The 22002-nt window shown below is 38.8% G+C and carries 15 protein-coding genes and 1 pseudogene; 3 read left to right on the plus strand and 13 right to left on the minus strand.

The genetic code is table 11. The features are described from left to right. Positions 1–25: 25 nt before the first annotated feature. The 5 genes and pseudogenes from ACKPEB_RS14495 to ACKPEB_RS14515 form a co-directional block, all read right to left on the minus strand. Positions 26–2029, minus strand: coding sequence for a nitrate ABC transporter ATP-binding protein (locus ACKPEB_RS14495; RefSeq protein ID WP_408965633.1), 2004 nt, complete (start codon positions 2027–2029; stop codon positions 26–28). Positions 2030–2071: 42 nt separating this feature from the next. Further along, positions 2072–2911 carry a nitrate ABC transporter permease gene (ntrB, locus tag ACKPEB_RS14500; RefSeq protein ID WP_408965634.1) on the minus strand — a complete coding sequence of 280 codons (840 nt, stop codon included), beginning with the start codon at positions 2909–2911 and terminating at the stop codon, positions 2072–2074. 89 nt (positions 2912–3000) lie between these two features. After that, positions 3001–4338 (minus strand): CmpA/NrtA family ABC transporter substrate-binding protein, encoded by a 1338-nt coding sequence (locus ACKPEB_RS14505; RefSeq protein ID WP_408965635.1) that lies wholly within the window; start codon positions 4336–4338, stop codon positions 3001–3003. 65 nt (positions 4339–4403) lie between these two features. Further along, positions 4404–4697, minus strand: a complete 294-nt coding sequence (locus ACKPEB_RS14510; protein WP_408965648.1) for a 2Fe-2S iron-sulfur cluster-binding protein — start codon at positions 4695–4697, stop codon at positions 4404–4406. A 33-nt stretch (positions 4698–4730) separates the two neighbouring features. Further along, positions 4731–6260, minus strand: a pseudogene (locus tag ACKPEB_RS14515) (ferredoxin--nitrite reductase); the annotation flags it as partial. Between the two features lie 578 nt (positions 6261–6838). Here ACKPEB_RS14515 and ACKPEB_RS14520 point away from each other — a divergent pair. Further along, positions 6839–8176, plus strand: a complete 1338-nt coding sequence (locus ACKPEB_RS14520; RefSeq protein WP_408965636.1) for a cytosine deaminase — start codon at positions 6839–6841, stop codon at positions 8174–8176. A gap of 50 nt (positions 8177–8226) precedes the next feature. On the opposite strand, the gene ACKPEB_RS14525 is transcribed toward ACKPEB_RS14520, so the two are convergent. Beyond that, positions 8227–8883 (minus strand): DUF2301 domain-containing membrane protein, encoded by a 657-nt coding sequence (locus ACKPEB_RS14525; RefSeq protein ID WP_408965637.1) that lies wholly within the window; start codon positions 8881–8883, stop codon positions 8227–8229. Between the two features lie 197 nt (positions 8884–9080). Here ACKPEB_RS14525 and ACKPEB_RS14530 point away from each other — a divergent pair, with 197 nt between their 5' ends. Further along, entirely contained in the window at positions 9081–9713 is a 633-nt protein-coding gene (locus tag ACKPEB_RS14530) for a hypothetical protein (RefSeq protein ID WP_408965638.1), read from the plus strand. A gap of 95 nt (positions 9714–9808) precedes the next feature. Here the strand turns inward: ACKPEB_RS14530 and ACKPEB_RS14535 are convergent, their stop codons facing one another. Next, the gene (locus tag ACKPEB_RS14535; protein WP_408965639.1) at positions 9809–10552 is read right to left on the minus strand and encodes a DUF561 domain-containing protein; all 744 of its coding nucleotides are present in this window, start codon (positions 10550–10552) and stop codon (positions 9809–9811) included. Positions 10553–10638: 86 nt separating this feature from the next. Continuing rightward, complete coding sequence (locus ACKPEB_RS14540) at positions 10639–11451, minus strand: creatininase family protein (protein ID WP_408965640.1); 813 nt, start codon at positions 11449–11451, stop codon at positions 10639–10641. A 535-nt stretch (positions 11452–11986) separates the two neighbouring features. Between ACKPEB_RS14540 and ACKPEB_RS14545 the strand changes: the two genes are divergently transcribed. Then, positions 11987–12595 (plus strand): CHAP domain-containing protein, encoded by a 609-nt coding sequence (locus ACKPEB_RS14545; protein ID WP_408965641.1) that lies wholly within the window; start codon positions 11987–11989, stop codon positions 12593–12595. Positions 12596–12771: 176 nt separating this feature from the next. Here ACKPEB_RS14545 and ACKPEB_RS14550 read toward each other — a convergent pair whose 3' ends face one another. The 5 genes from ACKPEB_RS14550 to ACKPEB_RS14570 form a co-directional block, all read right to left on the minus strand. Continuing rightward, on the minus strand, positions 12772–14415 hold the full coding sequence (locus ACKPEB_RS14550; RefSeq protein WP_408965642.1) for an HD domain-containing phosphohydrolase: 1644 nt from the start codon (positions 14413–14415) through the stop codon (positions 12772–12774). Between the two features lie 103 nt (positions 14416–14518). Continuing rightward, positions 14519–14800, minus strand: coding sequence for a 4a-hydroxytetrahydrobiopterin dehydratase (locus ACKPEB_RS14555; protein WP_408965643.1), 282 nt, complete (start codon positions 14798–14800; stop codon positions 14519–14521). A gap of 456 nt (positions 14801–15256) precedes the next feature. Beyond that, positions 15257–15760 carry a phosphoribosyltransferase gene (locus ACKPEB_RS14560; protein ID WP_408965644.1) on the minus strand — a complete coding sequence of 168 codons (504 nt, stop codon included), beginning with the start codon at positions 15758–15760 and terminating at the stop codon, positions 15257–15259. A 32-nt stretch (positions 15761–15792) separates the two neighbouring features. Further along, on the minus strand, positions 15793–20901 hold the full coding sequence (locus ACKPEB_RS14565; RefSeq protein ID WP_408965645.1) for a PAS domain S-box protein: 5109 nt from the start codon (positions 20899–20901) through the stop codon (positions 15793–15795). Positions 20902–21122: 221 nt separating this feature from the next. After that, the coding region (locus tag ACKPEB_RS14570) for a pentapeptide repeat-containing protein (protein WP_408965646.1) at positions 21123–22002 on the minus strand (880 nt) is incomplete at its 5' end.

The following is a 22002-nucleotide window of genomic DNA, read 5'->3' on the forward strand; positions in this document are numbered from 1 at the left end:
ACGGTTAACGGTTGATAGTTTACAGTTAAGCAGCGATCGGATCAAGGATGATTTCTTCAATCTGAATCTCCTGTTTAATCTTCAGATTTTTGAGATATTTAATCGGTTCATGGGGATTAAAAATCGTGCCATCAAATAATTTAATGCTTTGGCGATCGCGTCCCACATCGGATAATCCTAACTCTCTGGCAGCTTGACCATAAACATCCGTTCTTAACACCCGTTCTATAATGGAAACCCAGTTTTTCGGAAAGGGAATAATGCCCCAACGTGCCATTTCTGCCATGATCCAGAGAAATTCTGTAGCATCGGGGCAATTGGTTTTATCCACAAAAAATTGATTGTAATTGATTAATAATTTAGGTGGTTGACCATCTCCCCGTTCAACTGGATCAATAAATCCTAATCGAGTATATTCGGCATGAGAGCCCACGTATTCATCGCGGCATAAAATCTCTAAAATTTCTTCTCGATTTCGGCGATCATCGCAATAATCGCAAGCTTCTATTAAGGCTTTTACCAAGGCAATATGGGTTTTAGGATAACGATTTGCCCAGTCTTCTGTCACCCCTAAAACTTTCTCTGTATGTCCATTGGGGAAAATATCAAAACTATTGGCAATAATAAAGCCTAACCCCTCATGAACAGAGCGCGCATTCCAAGGCCCCCCGACACAATAACCATCAATATTTCCCGCTTTTAAATTCCCTTGCATTTGAGGCGGTGGAATCACGGTTAAATTAACATCTTGATCCGGGTTAATTCCTCCTGCGGCTAACCAATACCTGAGCATTAAATTGTGCATGGAGCTCGGATGAACCATGCCTAATGTATGTACTTTGTCAAGATGATTGTCGATATAAGTTTTAAAATCTTCTAAGGTTCTAACCCCATTTTCATACAAATCTTTATTGAGGGTAATGGCATTCCCATTACGCGATAAAGTTAAGGCTGTTACCATCGGAATTGGGGGATTTTTACCGAAGCCTAATGTCATGGCTAAGGGCATTCCTGCCACCATTTGGGCTGCATCTAAACGCCCTTCAACTACGCCTTGACCTAACAGTTTCCAACTGGTTTCTCGGCTTAATTTAACTTCTGTTAAGCCATATTCCTTAAAAATGCCTTTTTCTTTAGCAATAATTAAAGGAGCGCAGTCAGTTAAGGGGATAAAACCGATGTCTAAGTTGACTTTTTCTAAGCCATTTTGGGCAATAACAGTAGGAGCTTTTTTGACCGTTGATTTTTTGGCTTTTTTCTGTTGGTTCAGGAAATAAACAATTTCATTTCGCAAGGCATAATAGTTCGGATGGTTGACCACATCCATCCGTTGACGAGGACGGGGAATATTCACCTCTAAAATTTGCCCGATATGGGCTTCTGGGCCGTTGGTTAACATGACAATGCGATCGGATAAAAGCAAGGCTTCATCGACATCGTGAGTCACCATTACGGCACTAACTTGGTTCGCTTCGCAGATTTTCATTAACTGCTCTTGTAACCCGCCTCTTGTTAACGCATCTAACGCCCCAAAGGGTTCATCTAAAAGTAATAATTGGGGGCGAATAGCCAGGGCACGGGCAATAGCAACTCGTTGTTTCATTCCCCCGGAAATTTCGCCCGGTCGTTTATCCGCCGCGTGTCTTAAACCGACTAATTTGATATGATGTTCAACAATATTGTGGCGTTCAGTTTTAGACAGTTTGCGATAAACTTCATCAACGGCTAAGGCAATATTTTCTCGGACTGTTAACCAAGGTAATAAGGAATAATTTTGAAACACCACCATGCGATCTGGCCCAGGTTCACGAACTTCTCGACCTTCAACAATAATTCCACCTTGACTGGCTTGATCTAACCCGGCAATAATATTTAATAAGGTTGATTTCCCACAGCCCGAATGTCCGATTAAGGAAATAAATTCACCTTTTTTAATTTTGAGTTCAATATTTTTCAGCGCAATATATTGTTCTCCATTGGGGAGATTAAAAACGCGATGAACGTGATCAACTTCAACGAATACAGACATAATTTCAGGTAAGAAAGGTGAACAATTGACGGAAATCAGAGTTTATTTTTGCTCGGCGGGAACCACTTTTGAAGCAATAAAACCAATGGTGCGGTCGAGGATTAAACCCACAACCCCGACATAGATTAAAGCAACGATAATCGCACTAATTCGAGAACTATTATAGGCATCCCAAATAAAGAATCCAATCCCTACACCTCCGACTAACATTTCCGCCGCAATAATGGCTAACCAAGATAAACCAATCCCAATTCTTAACCCGGTAAAGATATAAGGAACAGCCGAGGGAAATAACACTTTGAAGAAGTATTTTTGTCGGGGTAAACGTAACACTCTAGCTACGTTTTTATAGTCTTGGGGGATTTGTTGAACGCCGACGGTGGTATTGATAATAATCGGCCAAATTGCCGTAATAAAAATCACGAAAATTGCAGAAGGATTCGATTGTTGAAAGGCAGCTAAGGCGATGGGCAACCAAGCCAGGGGAGGAATTGTTCTGAGGATTTGAAATAAGGGATCTAAGGCATCATACATAAAGGCATTTGTCCCAATTAAAATCCCTAATGCAATTCCGACAATTGCCGATAAGGTAAATCCAATAGCAACCCGTTGTAAACTGGCTAAAACTTGCCAAAATAACCCTTTATCCGTACCTCCATTATCAAAAAATGGGTTAATAATTAATTCCCAAGATTCTTTAATGGTGGTAATGGGAGAAGGTAAATTAGGGTTTTCTCCTGAACATAACAGTTGCCAAATTGCCAGGAAAATAACGACTGCAATTAAGGGACGAAGGATTTTATTGCGGTTTTTATTAAACCCATCAAAGAAGAAATTAAGCGGATTATTACTGCTAGAACGGGCTTTAATGCTAGTGGTCATATAAGTTAGAGATGAGTGAATTTGAATCAGGCTTTAAGTCTCTAGTTCCCCCCTTTGTAAGGGGGGTTAGGGGGGTCAAATCGAGGATATTAGATTTTTTTGATGGCTAAACTATTGAGATAAGCTTGAGGATCATCGGGGTTAAATTGGACACCATCAAAGAAGGTTTCAACGCCGCGAGAAGGGGTTACTGGAATTTGGTCTGGGGGAACATTTAACGATTTTGCGGCTTCCCTCCAAATATCTTCGCGGTTGACTTTATCAACGGTGGCTTTAATATCTAAATCAGGCGGTAAATATCCCCAGCGAATATCTTCCGTTAAGAACCAAGTATCGTGGCTTTTATAGGGGTAAGAAGCGTTATCTCTCCAGAATTTCATCGCAATGGGGCTGGCGGTTACAACCCGACCATCACCGAAGTCAATATTTCCCTTAGAGCGCTCAATAATATCTTTTACAGGTACTTTAAACCACTTATCCTGAGAAACTATTTGACACATTTCTTCAATATTTTCGGGTTTATCACACCATTGTTGCGCTTCTAAGACCGCCATTGTTAATGCTTTTGCGGCTTTGGGGTTTTTATCTACCCAGTCGGCGCGCATACTAAAGGCTTTTTCCGGGTGATCTTTCCACAATTCTCCGGTAATTAATGCCGTATATCCTGCTTTCTGATTGACTAATTGAGCATTCCAAGGTTCACCCACACAGAAGCCTTCCATATTGCCAACTTTCATATTAGCAACCATTTGGGGAGGCGGAACTGGAATAATCGAAATATCACTATCAGGAATTGTTCCTCCTGAAGCTAACCAATAGCGCATCCATAAATCGTGGGTTCCTCCGGGGAATGTAATGGCGGCTTTGACTTCTTTTCCTGAATTTTTAGCGGCTAATACAAGGTCTTTAAATTTAGCACTATCATTAACGGTTATTTTAGCATCTAGGTAATCTTTTCCTAATGAAATTGCCTGACCATTAGTATTTAATCGGGCTAAAAGATACATGGGAACGGGTTGTTTGGTAATCGTTCCTAATGTCATTAAATAGGGGATGGGAGATAAAATATGCGCCCCATCAATTCCTCCACCCGCAGACCCTAATTCTAAGTTATCACGGGTCACAGGCCAAGAAGCTTGTTTAACCACCTTAACATCGGTCATGCCATATTTCGCAAATAACCCTTTTTCTAAGGCAATAATTAAGGGGGCAGAGTCGGTTAAAGCGATAAATCCTAATGTTGCTGTTGGTGTTTCTGGTGCATCAGCCGGATTAATATTCGCTGCGGGAACTGCGGTTGCAGCCGGGGAAGAATTAGTAGTCGTTGTTGAAGAATTAGTACCGGAAGTACAGCCATGTACAAAGATAGTACCCGCCGCAGTCACACCAGCCGTCAAAAGGAATTTACGTCGTGAAAGCTTACTCATGTCCTATATCTTTATTCCGTGTTGGTCAATAATTGATGGAGTTTTCTTGTTCAATTTTTGAGTCGTTAAGCATCAATAACGACTGTATTTATTGCCTGGGCATTACAGGTTAAAATCATACCCGGTTCTAGGTCTTTTGCTGCATCAGGATTATTATATTGGATCTGCCCTTCAATTAATTTTTGTTGGCAGGTTCCACAATTTCCTGAACGGCAACTACTGGGAATCAAAATCCCTTCCCGTTCTGCTACGTCGAGAATGAGTTCATTTTCTGCACAGGTAATGGTTTTACCCGATTTTGCAAAAACAATTGTTGCTGGTTTAGCAGGTGTATCATCGGTACTGTTTGGGGAATTAATCTTAGAGTCTGAACTCGTTAAATCGACTCCATCTTTAAGTCTAGCACCAAATTGCTCTACAAGAATTTGTCGCAAAATGGGTTTTAGATCCTCACAGGGAATGGACTTTTGAACACATTCACCGAGTTGAGCATCTTTCCCAACTTTTCCGCCCATATAGAGGTTAACGCCTTCAACAACTTTACCGTCTTTGCGGGCTTTTGTTCCCATTAATCCAATATCAGCGACTTGGGGTTGTCCGCAGGAATTAGGGCAGCCTGTCCAATGAATTCGCACAGGTTTTTCAACGGTTAATTCTGCTTCTAATTCTTTCACTAATGCCGTAGCTCTATTTTTAGTTTCAACTAAAGCAAAGTTACAGAATTGTGCGCCTGTACAGGACACTAAGCCTCGGCTTAAACTAGAGGGACTAATGGAAAATTTATCTAAAAGTGGTTCAGTGAGAAAAGCTTCTAAACGGCTATCAGAAATATGGGGAATAATGACATTTTGTTCAACGGTTAAGCGAATTTCACCAGCACCATAAACTTCAGCAATTCGGGCTAATTCTAACATATCGTTGGCATACAACCGCCCAACGGGAACGTTTAATCCCACATAGTTGAATCCCGGTTGCTTTTGCTGATAAACCCCAATATGATCCCGTTTTTCCCAGAGAATTTCGTCTTTTTCGGCTTCAGGTTCTAAGGAATAACCCATTTGTTTTTCCACTTCTGAACGGAACCTATTAATTCCCCATTCATCAATTAACCACATCAGCCGAGATTTTTGACGACTTCCTCTTAACCCATTGTCTCGATAAACTTCTAAAATACCACGACATAACCCCACAACTTGATCAGGTTGTACCCAGACATTTAAGGGAATAGCAGCCGCACAACGGGTGGCAGAAAAGAAGCCTCCCACTAAGACATTGAACCCCAAAATATCCTGTTTAAATGCGGGAACAAAGGCAATATCATTGATTTCAGCATGAACGGAATTATCCCGACATCCGGCGATGGCAATATTGAATTTTCGCGGTAAATTAGTAAATTCAATATTGCCTTTTCCGTGATTGGTAATTAAGTCTTGAACTTGTTGGACTAACTCACGGGTATCATACAGTTCATCCGCATCTAACCCCGCAACGGGTGAACCTGTGATGTTTCGCACGTTATCCATTCCTGACTGAATGCTGGTGAGCCCAACGGTTTCAAAGCGTCGGAAAATGTCAGGAATATCTTCAAGCCGAATTCCTCTTAACTGAAGGTTTTGTCTTGTGGTAATATCAGCATTACCGTCATCACCGTAGCGTTGCACGATTTCCCCCAAAACCCGCATCTGCTCACTGGTGATGACCCCATTCGGTAAACGCATCCGCAGCATGAATTTACCCGGAGTCACCGGACGGAAGAAGACCCCTAACCATTTCAGGCGGTAGTCTCGGTCAGTTTCGTCCATTGCTTCCCAACCTAAACGGGCTAAGGTTTCGATTTCGTCTTTAACGGCTAAACCGTCTTTTTCTGCTTTGATCTTCTCAAATTTGTTGGTAGCCACTTTTTGTGGGAGTGTGCTGGTCATAACCTATTCCTCAGTATTGCTCGGTCTCGAACTTGTTAGGCCAAAATGAGAAATGGATCAAATTTGGCCAAATCGTAACAGGTCTATTGAAGGCAAACCGTATCATGCGAGACTCAAATGTCAAAAATTGCTTAAGTTTAGGGTGAAAATCATCCTCAAGTGAGAGCTTTCACCTGTGTTCTTCAACCGAAAGGTTAAGGAATATGAATAAGTTAGTGCCGGAAACTCGATATAATCGTAGCTAATGTTACAAAACTTAAAACTTTATGAAGATTTAGCATTAATACCATACGTTTTTTGCATAACCCTGAATCTTTAGACAGTTTTTAGCTTTGGCGGGAAACCGGGTTTCTTCTTCATGGTTGCTGAAACAATGCTAAAAAAGCAGAGAAACCCGGTTTCTATTCCCCTACTTAGACTCAGAAACCGGGTTTCTTCTTCATGGTTGCTGAAATCATGTTAAAAAGTAGAGAAACGCGGTTTCTAGTTCCCTGCTTAAGCTCAAAAACCGGGTTTCTTCTCCATGCTTGCTGAAATCATGTTAAAAAGTAGAGAAACGCGGTTTCTAGTCCCCACTTATGATTCCTAATACCTCTGGTTATTGGTTAAAAAATGTTCGTGTTCCCGTTTGTGTACTTAAAGATAAAAATGAGGCGATCGCAAATTCAGCCAATCAAGATGGGATGACGTTAGTGGATGTTAAAATAGCATCGGGACTCTTTGAGAAAATTGTGATTGCGGGTCAAAGTGAGTCAGATTCTATTCCCACAGTAGATTTACAGGGGAAACAAATTTGGCCTTGTTTTGTAGATGTTCATACCCATTTAGATAAAGGTCATATTTGGGAACGTTCGCCGAATCAAAAAGGAACCTTTAACGATGCGTTAACGGCGACGTTTAAAGATGAAGAAATCTGGACGGCGGAAGATATTTATCGACGTATGGAATTTGGATTAAAGTGTAGTTATGTACATGGAACAAAAGCGATTAGGACTCATTTAGATTCTTCAGGACGGTTAATAGATTTAAGTTGGGATGCGTTTAAAACCCTAAGAAAACAATGGGAAAATCGCTTAATTTTGCAGGCGGTTGCTTTAGCTTCTTTAGATTATTATTTAACGCCAGAGGCTGAAAAACTCGTTAATAAAATTTCAGAATCAGGCGGTATTTTAGGGGGAGTTGCCTATATGAATCCTGATTTAGATCAGCAAATTGACCGAGTTTTTGAAATTGCAAAAGAGCGGAAATTAAACTTAGATTTTCATGTAGATGAAAATGGAGAAATAGAATCTATTTGTTTACAAAAAATTGCAGAAGCCACGTTAAAATATAAGTTTGAAGGTCAAATTGTTTGCGGACATTGTTGTAGTTTAGCCGTACAACCCGATGATGTTGTTCAACAAACTTTAAAGTTAGTGAAATCCGCCGGAATTGGGGTGGTTAGTTTACCGATGTGTAACCTGTATTTACAAGATCGTCAATCTGATCAATCTCAATCTCCAAAAACCCCTCACTGGCGCGGGACAACCTTAGTTCATGAATTGAAACAAACCGGGGTTCCTGTTGCATTTGCGAGTGATAATTGTCGTGATCCATTTTATGGATTTGGCGATCATGATGGCTTAGAAGTGTTTAAAATGGCGGTGAGAATTTGTCATTTAGATCGACCGTTTGAAGATTGGTTATGCAGTGTTACAACAACTCCAGCCGATTTAATGGGGTTATCAGATGTCGGACGAATTGGTGTCGGACTTCCAGCAGATTTTATTATTTTTAAAGGTCGTTATTTCAGTGAAATCTTATCCCGTCAACAAAGCGATCGCATTGTCGTTAGAAACGGTAAAATATTAGAAGATAACTTACCCGATTATTCAGAATTAGATGATTTAATTTTTGATTTTCAAAGTGATCTTTAGATTACTGGTAGGGGCGAGGTGACCTCGCCCTTACGCCCAAAATTAATGTATTAGGCGGCTTTTCTATTTTTTAAATAGTCAAAAACGCTTTTATCCCCAATATCCCCAGGAATATCCTGAAAGATTTTTCGACCTGCAAAAATGATAAATTGAATCGCCCAAAATGCTAAGAAAATTTTTTGAGCAGAAACCGACCAAATTCCCGCAATAAATCCCAGTAATAATAAAGGAACTAGCGGGGTTAATAGTTTAGTTTCCATGCGATTAAAACAGAAAGCTTCTTTAAAATAAATTCCCGTTAAAGCAACAAAGGTAAAACCGACGCCAAACAAAGTATAGGGATGGTGATAAATAGTTAAAGCCAAAGGTTCTTCATCGACCCAAGCAAAAACCGCAGAAGCAATTCCTCCAATTAACCAAAAAAGTTGTAATAATTGGTGTAAAGGAATTAAATAAATATGAATCGTTAATAAACTCACTCCTAACCCCAACCAAAAACCGAAGTAGAGAGGCGTTAATGCTTGTATCACTAAAGGGTTATTTCCTTGAAACAAAACTAATGCTGTTGCCACCGTAAAGCATAGGGCTGCTATGATTAAGCCAGCGCGATAAATGAGCACACCCCAACGATCCCCCTCGTTAATTGTGTACTCTCCAAACTGTCCTTGATAAATAACGGGTATAGCGGGTTGTTCTGTTTGTACCATAATTGTTTCCCTTGGCAATTCAAAAAAGACCTGTACCACGATATACTAAATTTTACTCCCTTCCCAATTAAAAAATCTTGAGGTCGAAATGGGTCGAGATCTGCCTTCAAGCGTCTCTACAACTTAAAACCTTAAAAAAGATCAATTTAAAATCATCTAGGGTTGAGATCAAGAACTACTGTGCTTGGTATAACGGAATGTCTAAACTGTATCAAAACAAAAACAAAAAAAAATTACAACCCCCTGGAGAGGATTTAAAACCCCTGCAAATTGATGAAACAATTGTATCGGGTTTAGTTAATAAGCAAAGAGAGAATTTTAAAGAAGAGTTACTCAATTCCATGACTAATATTATTGAACAAATGGAGTCAATGGGATTTTTGAATGTTTCCAGTTTGTTTGAAGATGATGATTTTAATGTAGAAGAATTTGAGGCGAAAATGGAAAAAATTCTAGGTACTGATGACCTAGAAGTCACTCCTAAAACTTTAAATCGATATCTGAAATATTTAAAAGCTCAGATTAAATTACCTTGTTATTTAACAGGAACAGAGGAATTTCTCTGGGAAGAAGAATATCTCTATGGTTCAGGAAGTTCTAAGGATTATGAAAAACTGAAAAAAACAAATCCTTCTTACACCGATATTTTTTTATTAGGAAAATTTCAAGAAAAAACCGATGAAATGGAAGGAATTATTGTTGATGTTAAACGAGTGAGTGATAATCGAAAATTTACCATTCCTTTAGCTGAATTAAAAGCATCTGATGAAGAGTCGCCAAACTATAGTTTAATAGAAGATTATTTAACCTGGTTTGTCAATTATTTATAAGAGGGAACAGGGAATAGGGAATAGGGAACAGAAAATAGAAGCTTTCTTTCCCATTCCCTATTCGTAATTCGTAATTGTAATTCCCTATTGCCTTTTTAAGCGTAAACTCGGTTAGCTTGAACCGTTGCTAAAGCTTCAACTAAGCTCCGAACTACAGCTACCATTGCGACTTCGTTATCGAGGCGGTTAATGGCCGAACCCACACCAACCCCCGCCGCGCCCGCAGCAATAGCCATCGGTGCTGTAACATTAGAAATACCCGAAGCGCATAACACCGGGACGGAGACAGCGCGAGAAATTTCTGAGGCGGCGGCTAAGGTCGGGGCTGCTTTTTCAATGAGCCCTAATGTGCCACCATGAACTGGGGAAGAACTGGTTCCGCCTTCGGTTTGGATGATATCTGCACCCGCTTTAACGAGTTCTAAGGCGAGTTCAACTTGTTGGTCAAGTTCGAGGATATGGGGAACAGTAACCGACAAGGTAATATGGGGTAATAACGCGCGAGTTTCATGGGTCAGTTGCAGAACTTCTGCGGCTTCAAAACGGCGTCCTTGAGCATAGAACGCATCAAAGTTACCAATTTCAATTAAGTCTGCACCTGCTTCGACGCAAGGGAGAAATTTTTCAGGTTCAACCGCAGAAACACAGATGGGGAGAGAAGTTAATTGACGGACGATTTGAACTAAGCTAGGATCGGCTGCAATATCCACAAAGGTTGCGCCGCCTTGAGTGGCTGCTTTCACCACAGAGGCAACCCGTCCGACGTTAAAATTGGTTAAACCGCTAATCACTTTCAGGGCGTTACCTTGGTTGAATGCCCGTTGTAAGGATGAATTCATGGATAGTATTGTTTTTGTCAATTTTTCGTAAACAATATTGTGACATAATCGATGACATTCAGGTCATCCTCACCCGAAAAATTATTTTACTCCTTAAACTTTTGGGGTTGTTTAAATTGATATAAATCCTCAATAACTTTCACCCAACTGTTGACTAAAGACGCTAAAATGCGATCGCCTTTTTCCTTTGTCGCTACCGTTGCATCCCCTAAAACGCCAGTTTTCGTTAAATCTTGCGTTACCCAAGCAAAGGGTAATTTTCCCTCCATACTTAATAAACTATTTTCAGGTAAACCGTGCGGATATTCACAAACGGCTTTCTCCATTTTAACTTGTTCTGGCAGTAAGGATAACATTAAACTGGTTTCAGCATCTCCGGCATGAATTCCTAACTCTAATTCTTTCGGGGTTAAGAGTTCCCCAGCAACGTTAGGAACCCGCCAAACAAATAAAGGAAATACGGAAAAATCTTCATATTTTTGATGTAAATCTCGTGCTACCATCTCTAATATTTGGGGTTGTCCGCCATGAGCATTAATAAAAGCTAATTTTCTAAATCCCGCCCTATAAATGCTTTCGCCTAGTTCCATTAATACCGCCATTAAAGTTTGGGAACTTAACGTGATTGTTCCGGGGAAATGCCAATGCTCGTTAGATTTTCCATAATAAATTGTGGGTAAAGCATAAGCTGGAATGTTATCATTAAGTTGGGCTAAAGCTTGACCTGTTACAGCCGTTGCGATCGCTGCATCAACAATTAACGGTAAATGGGGGCCATGTTGTTCAATCGCTCCAATGGGTTGTAAAATAACCACATTATTTTTATCAGCCATTGATTCAATTTCTGTCCAGGTTAAATAAGGAAAAAACCGTTCAGGGGGAATAAAATTGTGGAGCATGGGTTCAATTTTGTTAATTCAAGATAATGATTGAACTATTGTATACTAATTCAGGTTCATTAATTTTTAATATAAATTGCTCAAAAGATTGTGCGATCGCTGACAATAAATTGAGTGCATAATAAATATCTCTGGGGTTGTGATCTAATATTGGTGGGTGCGCTGTGCTTACGCACCCTACGATTAAGGTTTTTTAAACAAATGTGATATAATGTTGATGTGTGCACTGCGCTTACGCACCCTACGATTAAGGTTTTTTAAAGAAAATTGAGGATATTATGAATGATTCTGAGCCAAATATTTATGATTTCTAAACCTTCTTAGATAATCCAAATCCTGACCTATTTAGAGACATCCCACTTGATCGCACTAATGTTAAGTTGAATTTAATACCTGAAAACCCTTGAAAAACTATGTTAGAACAGAAGTAAAGAGCCTTGCAGTAGGGGGGGCTAAAATTCAGCCAAAATCGAAACCCATCATGCACTGAGCACCCTACTTGATTCCAATTAATCAACAATTTTGGAGAATTCTAATGACAACTGCTGCCAATTTAATTCGCTTTGCTGCTGGTGAAGTCGGATACACGGAATCTCCTCCGGGTAGTAATGGTAACAAGTATGGTCAATGGTATGGGATGAATTACGTGCCTTGGTGTGCAATTTTTGTCTCCTACTGTTTTGATCAAATTGATTTACCTCTTCCTATCAGAAGCGCGAAGGGTTTTGCTTACTGTCCCGATGGTGTGTCTTGGTTTAGAAACCGGGGTCAATGGTTCCATGACCCCAAAGCGGGAGATGTTGTATTTTTCTGTTGGCGAGGAGATGGAATAGCCGATCACGTGGGAATCGTTGAATCTGTTAAACCCGATGGCAGTATTATTAGTATTGAAGGGAATACAGGGATCGGAAATGATGCGAATGGCGGTGAAGTGATGCGTCGAACTCGGACTCCTGGGATCATTTTAGGCTGCGGACGGCCACCCTATACCAATCCTGTTGCTTCTCAAACTCAAGTCTCCCGTCCAACGACACCCACCCCCGCCCCTCCCCATCGAGAAGTTCCTAAAGTTCCTCCAAATTATCATAAAGATTTAGTTGATCGATTGATTGGTAATAAATCCAATTCATCCCCCAAAAAATAGTTAAATTTGATTCATGAATAGACCGGGGACTTTTCTTAATGTTCCCTGTCTATTGATATTTACCATCAGCTTAACTTTTGAGCGTCCTGATTCATGAGAATAATCCGAACAGTTAATAGGATACCCCCCTACAATCCCTGATATCCCCATTAGTTTTTCTGGCTAGTCTGGCTGGTTTATGCTAATTCCATGACGACATCAATTGTATGTCCTAAGACTTCATAAACCCTTCGTTGTTTAAACAGTTCTAAACAATCAGCATTAATTTTATTTTTGGCGGCTTCTTGTTGTAAGATTTTTAAAGCTGTTACAGTCGGTAATCCGGTTTTATATGGGCGATCGCCTGCTGTTAGTGCATCATAAATATCAGCTATGGTAATAATTTGAGCTTGAATGGGAATTTCGGATGATTTTAATCCTAAAGGATATCCGCTTCCATCGATTTTTTCATGATGTCGATAGGCGATGGTTGGAACCTCTTTTAAGTCATTTGTCCAAGGAATTTGTCTTAAAAATCCATAGGTATGAGTGACATGGGATTCAATTTTTTCTCGTTCTTCTGCGGTTAAATTCCCTCGTTCCACTAATAACTGTTCGATTTCTTCGGGAGTTAATAACGGTTTCATTTCTCCGTCTAAATCTTGATAGGTCATCTGAGCAATTTCCCTGAGTTGATTGATAGGAGTTTCTGCTAAAACTCTGGGTTCATTTGCTTCTAATAAAACTGTCCAATAATGGCTTAATTTAGCAAGTGATTCTGATAATTTTGTTTCTAATTCTGGCAGAGTTTGACAAAACTTACATTCAGTTTCTTTTGTCATTTTTTGAGCAGAATGCTTCAATAAATGTTCATATTTTTTTTGCGTTGTTTCTAATTCTAAGGTACGTTGTGCTAAGGCAAACCGATGACGAATGATTTCTAATTGAAGCGGATAAAGTTTTTTCGGTTTAGTTAAAATGGCTTCAGGAACACCGACTTTACCAAAATCATGGAGTAATGCTGCATAGCGGAGTTCTTGTAGTTGACGATTGCTAAAAGAAAATGAAGCTAAGGAACCTGAAGTGATGGTATTAACTTCTTCACTTAAACGCACAGCTAATTTTGCAACTCGCTCTGAGTGACCAAAAGTGCAGGGATCACGGGCTTCAATGACTTGGACAGAAGCTCGTACAAACCCCTCAAAGAGATGTTCAATACTTTCTTGTAAATGATTTCGTTCAATTGAAATTGCGGCTTGGGAAGCCAGCGAGCGCAAAATTCGCTCTTCCCAAATCGAATAAGGTTGCGTCATTTCCACTGCATTTTCCGCCGTAATTTCCACACCCGGTTTAACTTTACGGTTAATCAGTTGTAGAACCCCTATTACCTCTCCTTTGCGGTTTTGCATCGGAACCACTAAAACCGAACAGGTACGATAACTAATATTTTCATCAAAACTGCGATCAAGTTGATACGGTTCATTTGCGGGTAAATTATAGGCATCGGGAATATTTAATGAAACCGATTTTAAGGCGACATATCCGGCTAAACTTCGGGGTGTTAAAGGGATGGAAAATTCTTGAAAGGATAAATTGGGTAAAGACGCATTTTGTGCAACTTTAAACAGTAATTTCGAGGTGTTATCGGTGTGATCGATGAGATAGACACTGCCCGCATCACTCCAAGTAATTTCTCGACTTTTGGTTAAAATTAAATTGAGTAGAACACTTAAATCTTGAGTTTCAGATAAAGCCGTACCGATATCAAGTAGTTTCTCAATCAGTTCAGCTTGCTCATCAAAGTTATGGAACAATTCGGGTTTCTCAAAAATGATCTTCATGTAGTGTTTTTGCTCCAGTTCCCTCTGAGTATTAACCCTGCTAGATTTAAGCTGCTCTGAATTAAAATATTCAATCCCTAAAATCAGCACCTAGAGTTAATATTTACTTCAGCGCTGAAATTTCTTGAGCTAAAGTAAAATCTTTTTGAGTTAAACCCCCGGCGTCATGAGTTGTTAGGTTGATTGTGACGCGATTATAAGAAATTGTTAAATCCGGGTGATGTCCAGCGGCTTCAGATGGTTCAACTAATTTGTTTACAAATTCAATGGCTTCAATAAAATCTTTAAATCTTTTGACTAATTTTAAAGTCTTTCCTTCAACCGTCCAACCGGAGAGTTGACTCGCATAGGTTTCAATTTCACTATCACTTAGTAATCTTACCATTGGCTGTTCTGGATTTATCATCAACTGATCATTAAATAACTATCCGCTCTCACCCCGAAGTTGCTCTGCGAGTTGTCAGTGCAAGTGGGATGAGAGCGGTCTAGCGGGTCTCCTGGATTGAAACCTGACTGCCGGAAGATCACTCTAATGAGTCCGGTTATCTAGGTCAGCAAGTGTCCTAACGGAACACAGACATTTCACTAGAGGACAGCCCCGGCGCACAGCCGGCATTTTCCAATCCGGTGACCCATGGGTTTACTACTTTCAATCATGGGCATCACCTCCTTGGCTCCCTAAACGGTTTTATGCGTTCAGTGTTTACGATTTTCAAGATAACACAGGATTTTAGAATTGTGTGTTTCCAATGCGTAAGAAAATCAAATATTTTACGGCAGTAAAATTAATATTTGCAATCTATGGCAGTTTGTTCGCTGTGGGTTGACGGTTGAGCATTTCTTAAGTTTGAGGTTTGAGTTCGGCTAAGTTCATGTTTTCATAACATTCAAAGGGTTGATGAATCCAGGGGTTATCCCCTAGATAATCGACATAATAATCCGGCGGAATCACTGAACAACTTTTATACCAGAGAACGGCGGTTTTTAAATCTTGAATTTGAGGATAGCGAGATTTTAACCAATGGATTGATTCTTGTAGACTCATCCCAGAATCAACTAAATCATCGACTAATAAAACGTGACTTCCCAAGGTATCTGTTGTCATGGTTAGGTGTTCAGCAATTTTGATTTTACCTCGAACTTTACCTCCGACACCGTGATAGGATGATGTGCCTAAAATTGCCATAGGTTGTTCAAAAATACGGGAGAGAAGATCTCCGACTCGTAAGCCTCCCCGGGCTAAACAAACAATTTGATTAAATTGCCATTGAGATTGATAAATTTGGGTAGCTAAGGTTTCAATTTTTTGGTGGTATTCTGTCCACGAAATATACAGATCGCTCATACTGGGTTATTGTTTATCAGAGAAGGGATGTTTCAAAGCATATCAAATCCTGACCCCATTTTCGATAAGCATCGTTCTAAATAAATTTGAGCAACTTGATCCTGGGGGGTGCGATTTAGACATTCTTGGAATAATCTTGCCGCCTCAGAGTAATGCTCTAAATAATATTGCATTAATCCATATTCAAAGGTGGTTTTTGTGATCAGTTTTCCGGCTTTAATCTCCGGTAAATCGGCATCAAACACTTCATACACGGTGACCGCATCAGATTTTCCTTTGACTTTGACGCGATCAATAATCCGAATTGCATATTGGTTGGCATCAGCTAAAGCGATGAAAGTGGGATGGGTAATTAATAAAGAAACACCATAATTTTTAGTTAAATTTTCAATGCGAGAAGCGACATTTACCGAATCACTAATCACGGTACTATCGAGACGATTTTTACCGCCAACAATCCCTAACATTAATCCTCCGGTATTAATTCCAATGCCAATTTTAATCGGGGGTCGTCCGGGGCGTTGTCGGGTTTGATTATATTCATTAAGTCGGGAAATCATCGAAATTCCGGCTCGAACTGCATCATCGGCAGACCCACCAAATAATGCCATAATTTCATCCCCAATATATTTATCAATAAACCCATCATTTTCGACAATTGCAGGTTCCATGCGACTTAAAAAGGCATTAATAAATTTAAAATTATCTTCGGGAGTCATATCTTCTGAAAGGGTAGTAAAATCCCGAATATCCGCAAATAAAATCGACATTTCCTTTTCAACGGCTGCTCCTAATTTAACTTCTACAATACTTTCATACCCTAAGAAAGATAGAAATTCATGGGGGACAAATCGCGCAGCAGCATCGGTGAGTTCAAATTCAGAATCTAAAGCTTCATCTAAATGGTGATTTAATTCTGAGAGTTTTGCCATAAATTGTAGTCGTTCTTCTTCGGCGGTTTTTCGTTCTGTAATATCAATAACAAATCCTTCATAATATAAAAGTTCATTCTGCTCATTAAAAACAGCCCTAGCATTTTCTGAAATCCAAATCATCGTGCCATCTTTACGGTAGGCTTTAAATTCAAAGGTTGAAACTTCTCCTTGTTGATCAATACATTGAATAAAATCTAATCGCCGTTGAGGTTCAACATAAATTTGTTCTTGAATATTAGTAACGGTTGACATTAAATCCCAAGGTGAATCATAACCTAAAATTCGGGATAAAGCTGGATTTGCACTAATATAACGTCCATCAAGGGTAGTTTGAAATAACCCTTCACTGGCATTTTCAAAAATACTGCGATATTTTTCTTCGGCTTGCCTTAAAGCTTGTTCCGTTTGCTGGCGTTTCGTGATATCTTGAAACGCTAGAATTGAATACATTAACTCTCCTCTCTCATCATAGGTAGGTGTTACCCAAGTTTCTAGCAAAATCGTTTTTTCTTCCTGGTTTACTTCTAAAATAAAGGTTGTATCTGGGGTAGAATTATATAAATTACAATAAGCTAAAGGTTGAGAGATGCGATTCTCAGAACACCAATTCAAATACCCTTGATAAATATTAGATAACACTTGACAAAAAATTCCGGGTATCACTTTGGTTTTTAGCAATTCTTGAGCTTTTTGATTGGTATAAAAAGGCTTACCTGTGGGGTCTAAAACCGCAACTCCAACCGGAATTCCTTCTAAAAATTGAGTCATTTGGCGTTCATTGTTGCGAACTTGAGAATATAATTTCGCGTTGTCAATGGAAATCGCGGCTTGAGAAAATAGAATGTTCAGAACTTCTAATCGTTCAGGAGTAAACACGGCTGTTGCTAAGTTATTTTCAAGATAGAGAATTCCGATCAATTTTCCCCGGTTTTGAATGGGAGCACAGAGAATTGATTTCGGTTTATATTGTATGAGATAAGGATCATTACGATAGCGAGGATCTTGCCGAGCATCTGCTAAAATTACAAACTCTTGGGTCTGAATGACTGTATTCAGAATCAAAAGAGGTAAGGCATTACTCTGTTCTACAGACTGGGATTGAAGTAAGGAATGAATCTCAATTGAGGTTCCATTTTTATCTCTTAAACTCGCGATGGCTTCAATGACTAATTGTCCAGATTGAGATAAAAGAATACAACATTTTTCGGCTCCTGCATTTTGAATAACAACTTGGATTAATTGTCTCAAAAGTTGTTCTAAATCAATTTCTTGAGATAACCCTTGAGACGCTTTTGTCACCGTTGCTAAATCAAGAACCGCCGAACCTTCATTTTGCCTGGAAGTCATTGTTTCAGTCGTATCAGCACCCATCGTAATTTCTGTCCTCGGAATCGCCAATTGTCCTAAAATCGAATTTAACAGTTGAGGATAGCGAGATTCTAAATCTTTGATTTTGGCAAAAGCACCCCAATGAGCATAACCATAGTAAGCATCAATTAAATACACCCTGGCAATTTTTTCTTTTCCCCAACCCAAATAAAATTTAGCGGCTAATTCATTGGCTAAAGCCTGTTCATGAATCAGTTGATGGGTTTTAGCAAAAGCAATCGCTTGTTCTAATGTTTCTATGATTTTAACATAGTCTTGTTTAATTCGGTTAAATTCAGCGTCTACCAAATATAACTGATGAGAGAAACTACTAGGATTTTGCTTGAAAATAGCTTTTAATTTATCTTGATTTTTAGCAACCTTTTCTATTATTTTAACTTGCTCTTCAAGAGAAGAGTTAGGATAACTTTCCAGAAAAATTAAAGATTGATAAAAATAAAAGAAGGGTTGTAAAACAAAATAAGTTTCTGGAAAAAAATATAATTCAGCTTGCTGACACCACTTTCTAGCTTGTTGTAAGTTCCCTAATCTATAATTCAAAATCATTAAATTTAAAGCAAGCTGAAACGAAACTTCTTGAGAAGAATGTCCGATTTCGCTGATTTCTCTTGTCCATTTCTCAGAATCAAGGGAAAAATTGAAGCTCAAATCTAGGTCTAATTTTCCATTAAGAATTTGCAAGCTTTGATGATAAATTTTAAACAAAATTAGTTCAGAAGAGGATTTAAGGTTCTGGAACTGATGTAAAAAATGATCAGCTTCAAATTCCAGTTCAGAGATATCTTTTCCACCTAGATAAGCAATTTCTAAATAGGTTTTAGCAAGAGTATAGGCTTGATGCAGATTTCCTTCAGCTTGAGCTTGTAAATAGCAATCTTTAAGCAAAGATACAATCTTTTGTAAAGGTTCTTTCCATGGTTTAATCAATCCATAAACCAGTTGTTTAACTTTCAGTTTTAATGCAGAATTACCCTGATTAGCGGATAACCTTAACGCTAATTCTCCCATTTCATTTCCGAACTCAATGTCTCCTTGGCTACAAAGAATAAAGCCAAAAGTAGCATAGACAAAACTGGATAAAGAAGTATTTCCTTGTTGACAGGATAACTGAACGAGTTTTAAAACCCAAAAGGGAAATTGTTCTGGAATAACACTAAAAGCTGAAGGAAAGGCAGAGGTTAAAATGGTCAATAAATCAACTAAATTAGAATCGGATAATTCGGGTAAATTCAATAATTCTAAAGAGGATTTTCCAGCTAAATCCCTAATTAAATTTTGCTTTAATCGTTGCCAATTTTCTAAACTAAAATTATCTTCAAAAGTCATCCCCATTTTTTGACAAACTGTTAAAGCTAGATTCACGGCATTTTGATCTTGGTATTGACTTCTATAACCTTCAATCATTAACTCATAAATTCTGACTTGATCTGATAAGGTTTTAGCATTTTGTAAAACAATATTTCCCCAATCTTTTAAATGTTCCCAATCTTCACTCAAATAAGCAATTTCTGAAGCTTCTGTGTACAATTCTAAGGTTAATTGATAGTGAGTTTCCCAACTATCCGTTGCTAATAAACCTAGACCAATCGTTAAATGTCCAATGGCTGTGGGGTAGGCTGTTGCCAGTTTCGCTTTTCGTCCGGCGATTAAGTTAAATAAGGCTAATTGAGTTCGCTCTTGTTTATCCTGAATTAAGGTAAATCCTAAATTCAATTGATTAATAATATTTAATAAAACTTCTGATGAAATCTTGTTTAAAATTGTTTCTAAAGGTTGATTAAATTGTCTCTGAATTTGAGTTAAGAGTAATTTTGCTATTTTTAAATGGGTAGGTTGTCTTTGCTCACTAGGAATCAAGAGATAGGCGGCTTGCTGAACTCGATCATGAATAAATTGGTATTGATCAATTCCAGGGTGTAACAGAGGTAACGTTTCATTCGGATCATAAGATGAAAGGGAAAACTCTTCTGTTTCTAAGGGATAAACGGGATAAATATCTTTAGCAATGACGATCAATTGAGCTTTCAAAGCAACGTCTAACGTTTTTAAGGTTTCTAAATAAGTTTTTTCAGTAATTGTTGCTAAATCTCCAGCACTAAATTGATAGCCTAAACAAGCTGCCATTTTTAATATTCTCTGGGTTTCTTCGGGGAGTTGTTGTAATTGATGAAGAATGAAATCTAAAAGATTAGGGCTAATAAAACGGGTTTTAATTTGAGTTAAATCACGTTGCCAACCTCCCAATAAATCACGATTTATCAAGGAGGACTGGGGAGGGTGAAACCTAATTAATTTTTCTGTATATAATGACTGGAGAAATTGACGAATAAAAAAAGGATTTCCTTGAGTGGTTTGACTGACTAATTCGGCTAAGGGTTTAGCTTGTTCTAAGGAACAAACTAATGTTTCTGCGATCCATTGATTAATAGCAGAGTCTTCATGAATAATCCGATTGTAATATAATTGTTCTAAAATTTGAGTTAATTTAATTGCAATTCTTAAGAACTCATTGAGAGTTAATTCTCGATGCGCTAAATAATCCGCCAGTGAAATATACCCTTGATCTGCCATAATTAAGACAAATCCATTCCCATAAACTTCTAAATCAAGGATAGGAGTAATCCCTGATAGATTGAGCGTTTTTGCAATTTGATATTGATTTCTAAATTCAATCAAAGAAGGTACAGTTGGGTATTCACTGCGTAACAATTTAATCACGACAGGACAACCATCAGACAAACGAATCCCACGATAAACCAGTGTTCTCGAACCATTATAGATCGGGTTAAGAATCTCATAGCCAGGTAAAGTGATCATAGCGACGTTATTGCTTCTCGAAACCAGGAAAGGGTGTTGTCTGGAAACCGGGTGTAGGGTTCAACACCTCACCCTTGAGCATCAGAAAGGCAGGTTACGAAGCGGTTGGTCATGGGTTTGCAATAGGTAGATCGGGTTTGTTCTGTTTAGTCGGGTAGCTACCCGATTTCCGGTGTCATGAAATTGATCAGCGTTTGACAGGTCAGATTATGATCATTGATTCAGTCAGGGTTGTTTGACTCATTGACAAAGATTTTACCATCCGATAAGATTGCCCCTATTAAAATAACATCCCTGCATTTAGCATCCTGAAAAATTGCACCCTGAAGATTGGCTTCTGAAAGATTAGCCTCAGTTAAATTGGCGCCGCTTAAATTCGCATCCTTTAAATTAGAACGAACCAATTGCGCCTGAGTTAAATCAGCATCACTGAGATCTGCCCGTTTTAAATTACAAGCATTTAATCGGGTTTGTTGTAAATGAGCACCCACGAATTTGACTTGCTGTAAGTTAGCACCTGTGATTTCAGATCCTCTTAAATTTGCTACTACTAATTTAGCGTAATTTAAGTTAGCATGGGTGAGGTTGGTTTTTTGAAGATTGGCTCCAATTAAATTAGCATAACTTAAATTAATCCCGGTTAAATCCAGACCGGATAAATTTGCTCCTTGAAAATTGCGATCGCCATTTTGATATCTTCGCAGAAGTTCCCCAACCTCGGTGATGCTGATATCCCGTTGGGGAGGAAATCGGAACCGAAACGTGAACCTATGAGCACTGGCGATGACCTGTGCTAATTCTTCATAAAACGGATAGGAACCTAAACCACTTAACCTTAACCAACCCCGTGAACGAGTCATGGCGACAAATAATTGATTGCGAAAATTCAGATGATTTTCAACCTGAGCAATGTGATCTAATCCTACTAGATAAACCATATCTGCTTCGTGTCCTTTAGCTCGATGAATGCGAGAAATTGTTACTCCCCCTTCACACCAAAATTGATTCGCATGGAGATTATGAGAACTGGGTTTAAGAATATTACAATCGGGTGTTCCAGGGATAAAAATATCAATTCCTTGCTGCATTAAAAAATTAGCA

Origin of the sequence: Planktothrix sp. (assembly GCF_046067725.1) — a bacterium.
Classification (GTDB): Bacteria; Cyanobacteriota; Cyanobacteriia; order Cyanobacteriales; family Microcoleaceae; genus Planktothrix.

Bases quoted from the DNA above. Each gene is read 5' to 3' on its own strand.
- ntrB (WP_408965634.1), bottom strand. From the start codon at position 2,911: ATGACCACTAGCATTAAAGCCCGTTCTAGCAGTAATAATCCGCTTAAT.
- ACKPEB_RS14555 (WP_408965643.1), bottom strand. From the start codon at position 14,800: ATGGTAAGATTACTAAGTGATAGTGAAATTGAAACCTATGCGAGTCAA.
- ACKPEB_RS14550 (WP_408965642.1), bottom strand. From the start codon at position 14,415: ATGAAGATCATTTTTGAGAAACCCGAATTGTTCCATAACTTTGATGAG.
- ACKPEB_RS14545 (WP_408965641.1), top strand. From the start codon at position 11,987: ATGACAACTGCTGCCAATTTAATTCGCTTTGCTGCTGGTGAAGTCGGA.
- ACKPEB_RS14505 (WP_408965635.1), bottom strand. From the start codon at position 4,338: ATGAGTAAGCTTTCACGACGTAAATTCCTTTTGACGGCTGGTGTGACT.
- ACKPEB_RS14530 (WP_408965638.1), top strand. From the start codon at position 9,081: ATGTCTAAACTGTATCAAAACAAAAACAAAAAAAAATTACAACCCCCT.
- ACKPEB_RS14540 (WP_408965640.1), bottom strand. From the start codon at position 11,451: ATGCTCCACAATTTTATTCCCCCTGAACGGTTTTTTCCTTATTTAACC.
- ACKPEB_RS14560 (WP_408965644.1), bottom strand. From the start codon at position 15,760: ATGAGCGATCTGTATATTTCGTGGACAGAATACCACCAAAAAATTGAA.
- ACKPEB_RS14525 (WP_408965637.1), bottom strand. From the start codon at position 8,883: ATGGTACAAACAGAACAACCCGCTATACCCGTTATTTATCAAGGACAG.
- ACKPEB_RS14495 (WP_408965633.1), bottom strand. From the start codon at position 2,029: ATGTCTGTATTCGTTGAAGTTGATCACGTTCATCGCGTTTTTAATCTC.
- ACKPEB_RS14535 (WP_408965639.1), bottom strand. From the start codon at position 10,552: ATGAATTCATCCTTACAACGGGCATTCAACCAAGGTAACGCCCTGAAA.
- ACKPEB_RS14520 (WP_408965636.1), top strand. From the start codon at position 6,839: ATGATTCCTAATACCTCTGGTTATTGGTTAAAAAATGTTCGTGTTCCC.
- ACKPEB_RS14565 (WP_408965645.1), bottom strand. From the start codon at position 20,901: ATGATCACTTTACCTGGCTATGAGATTCTTAACCCGATCTATAATGGT.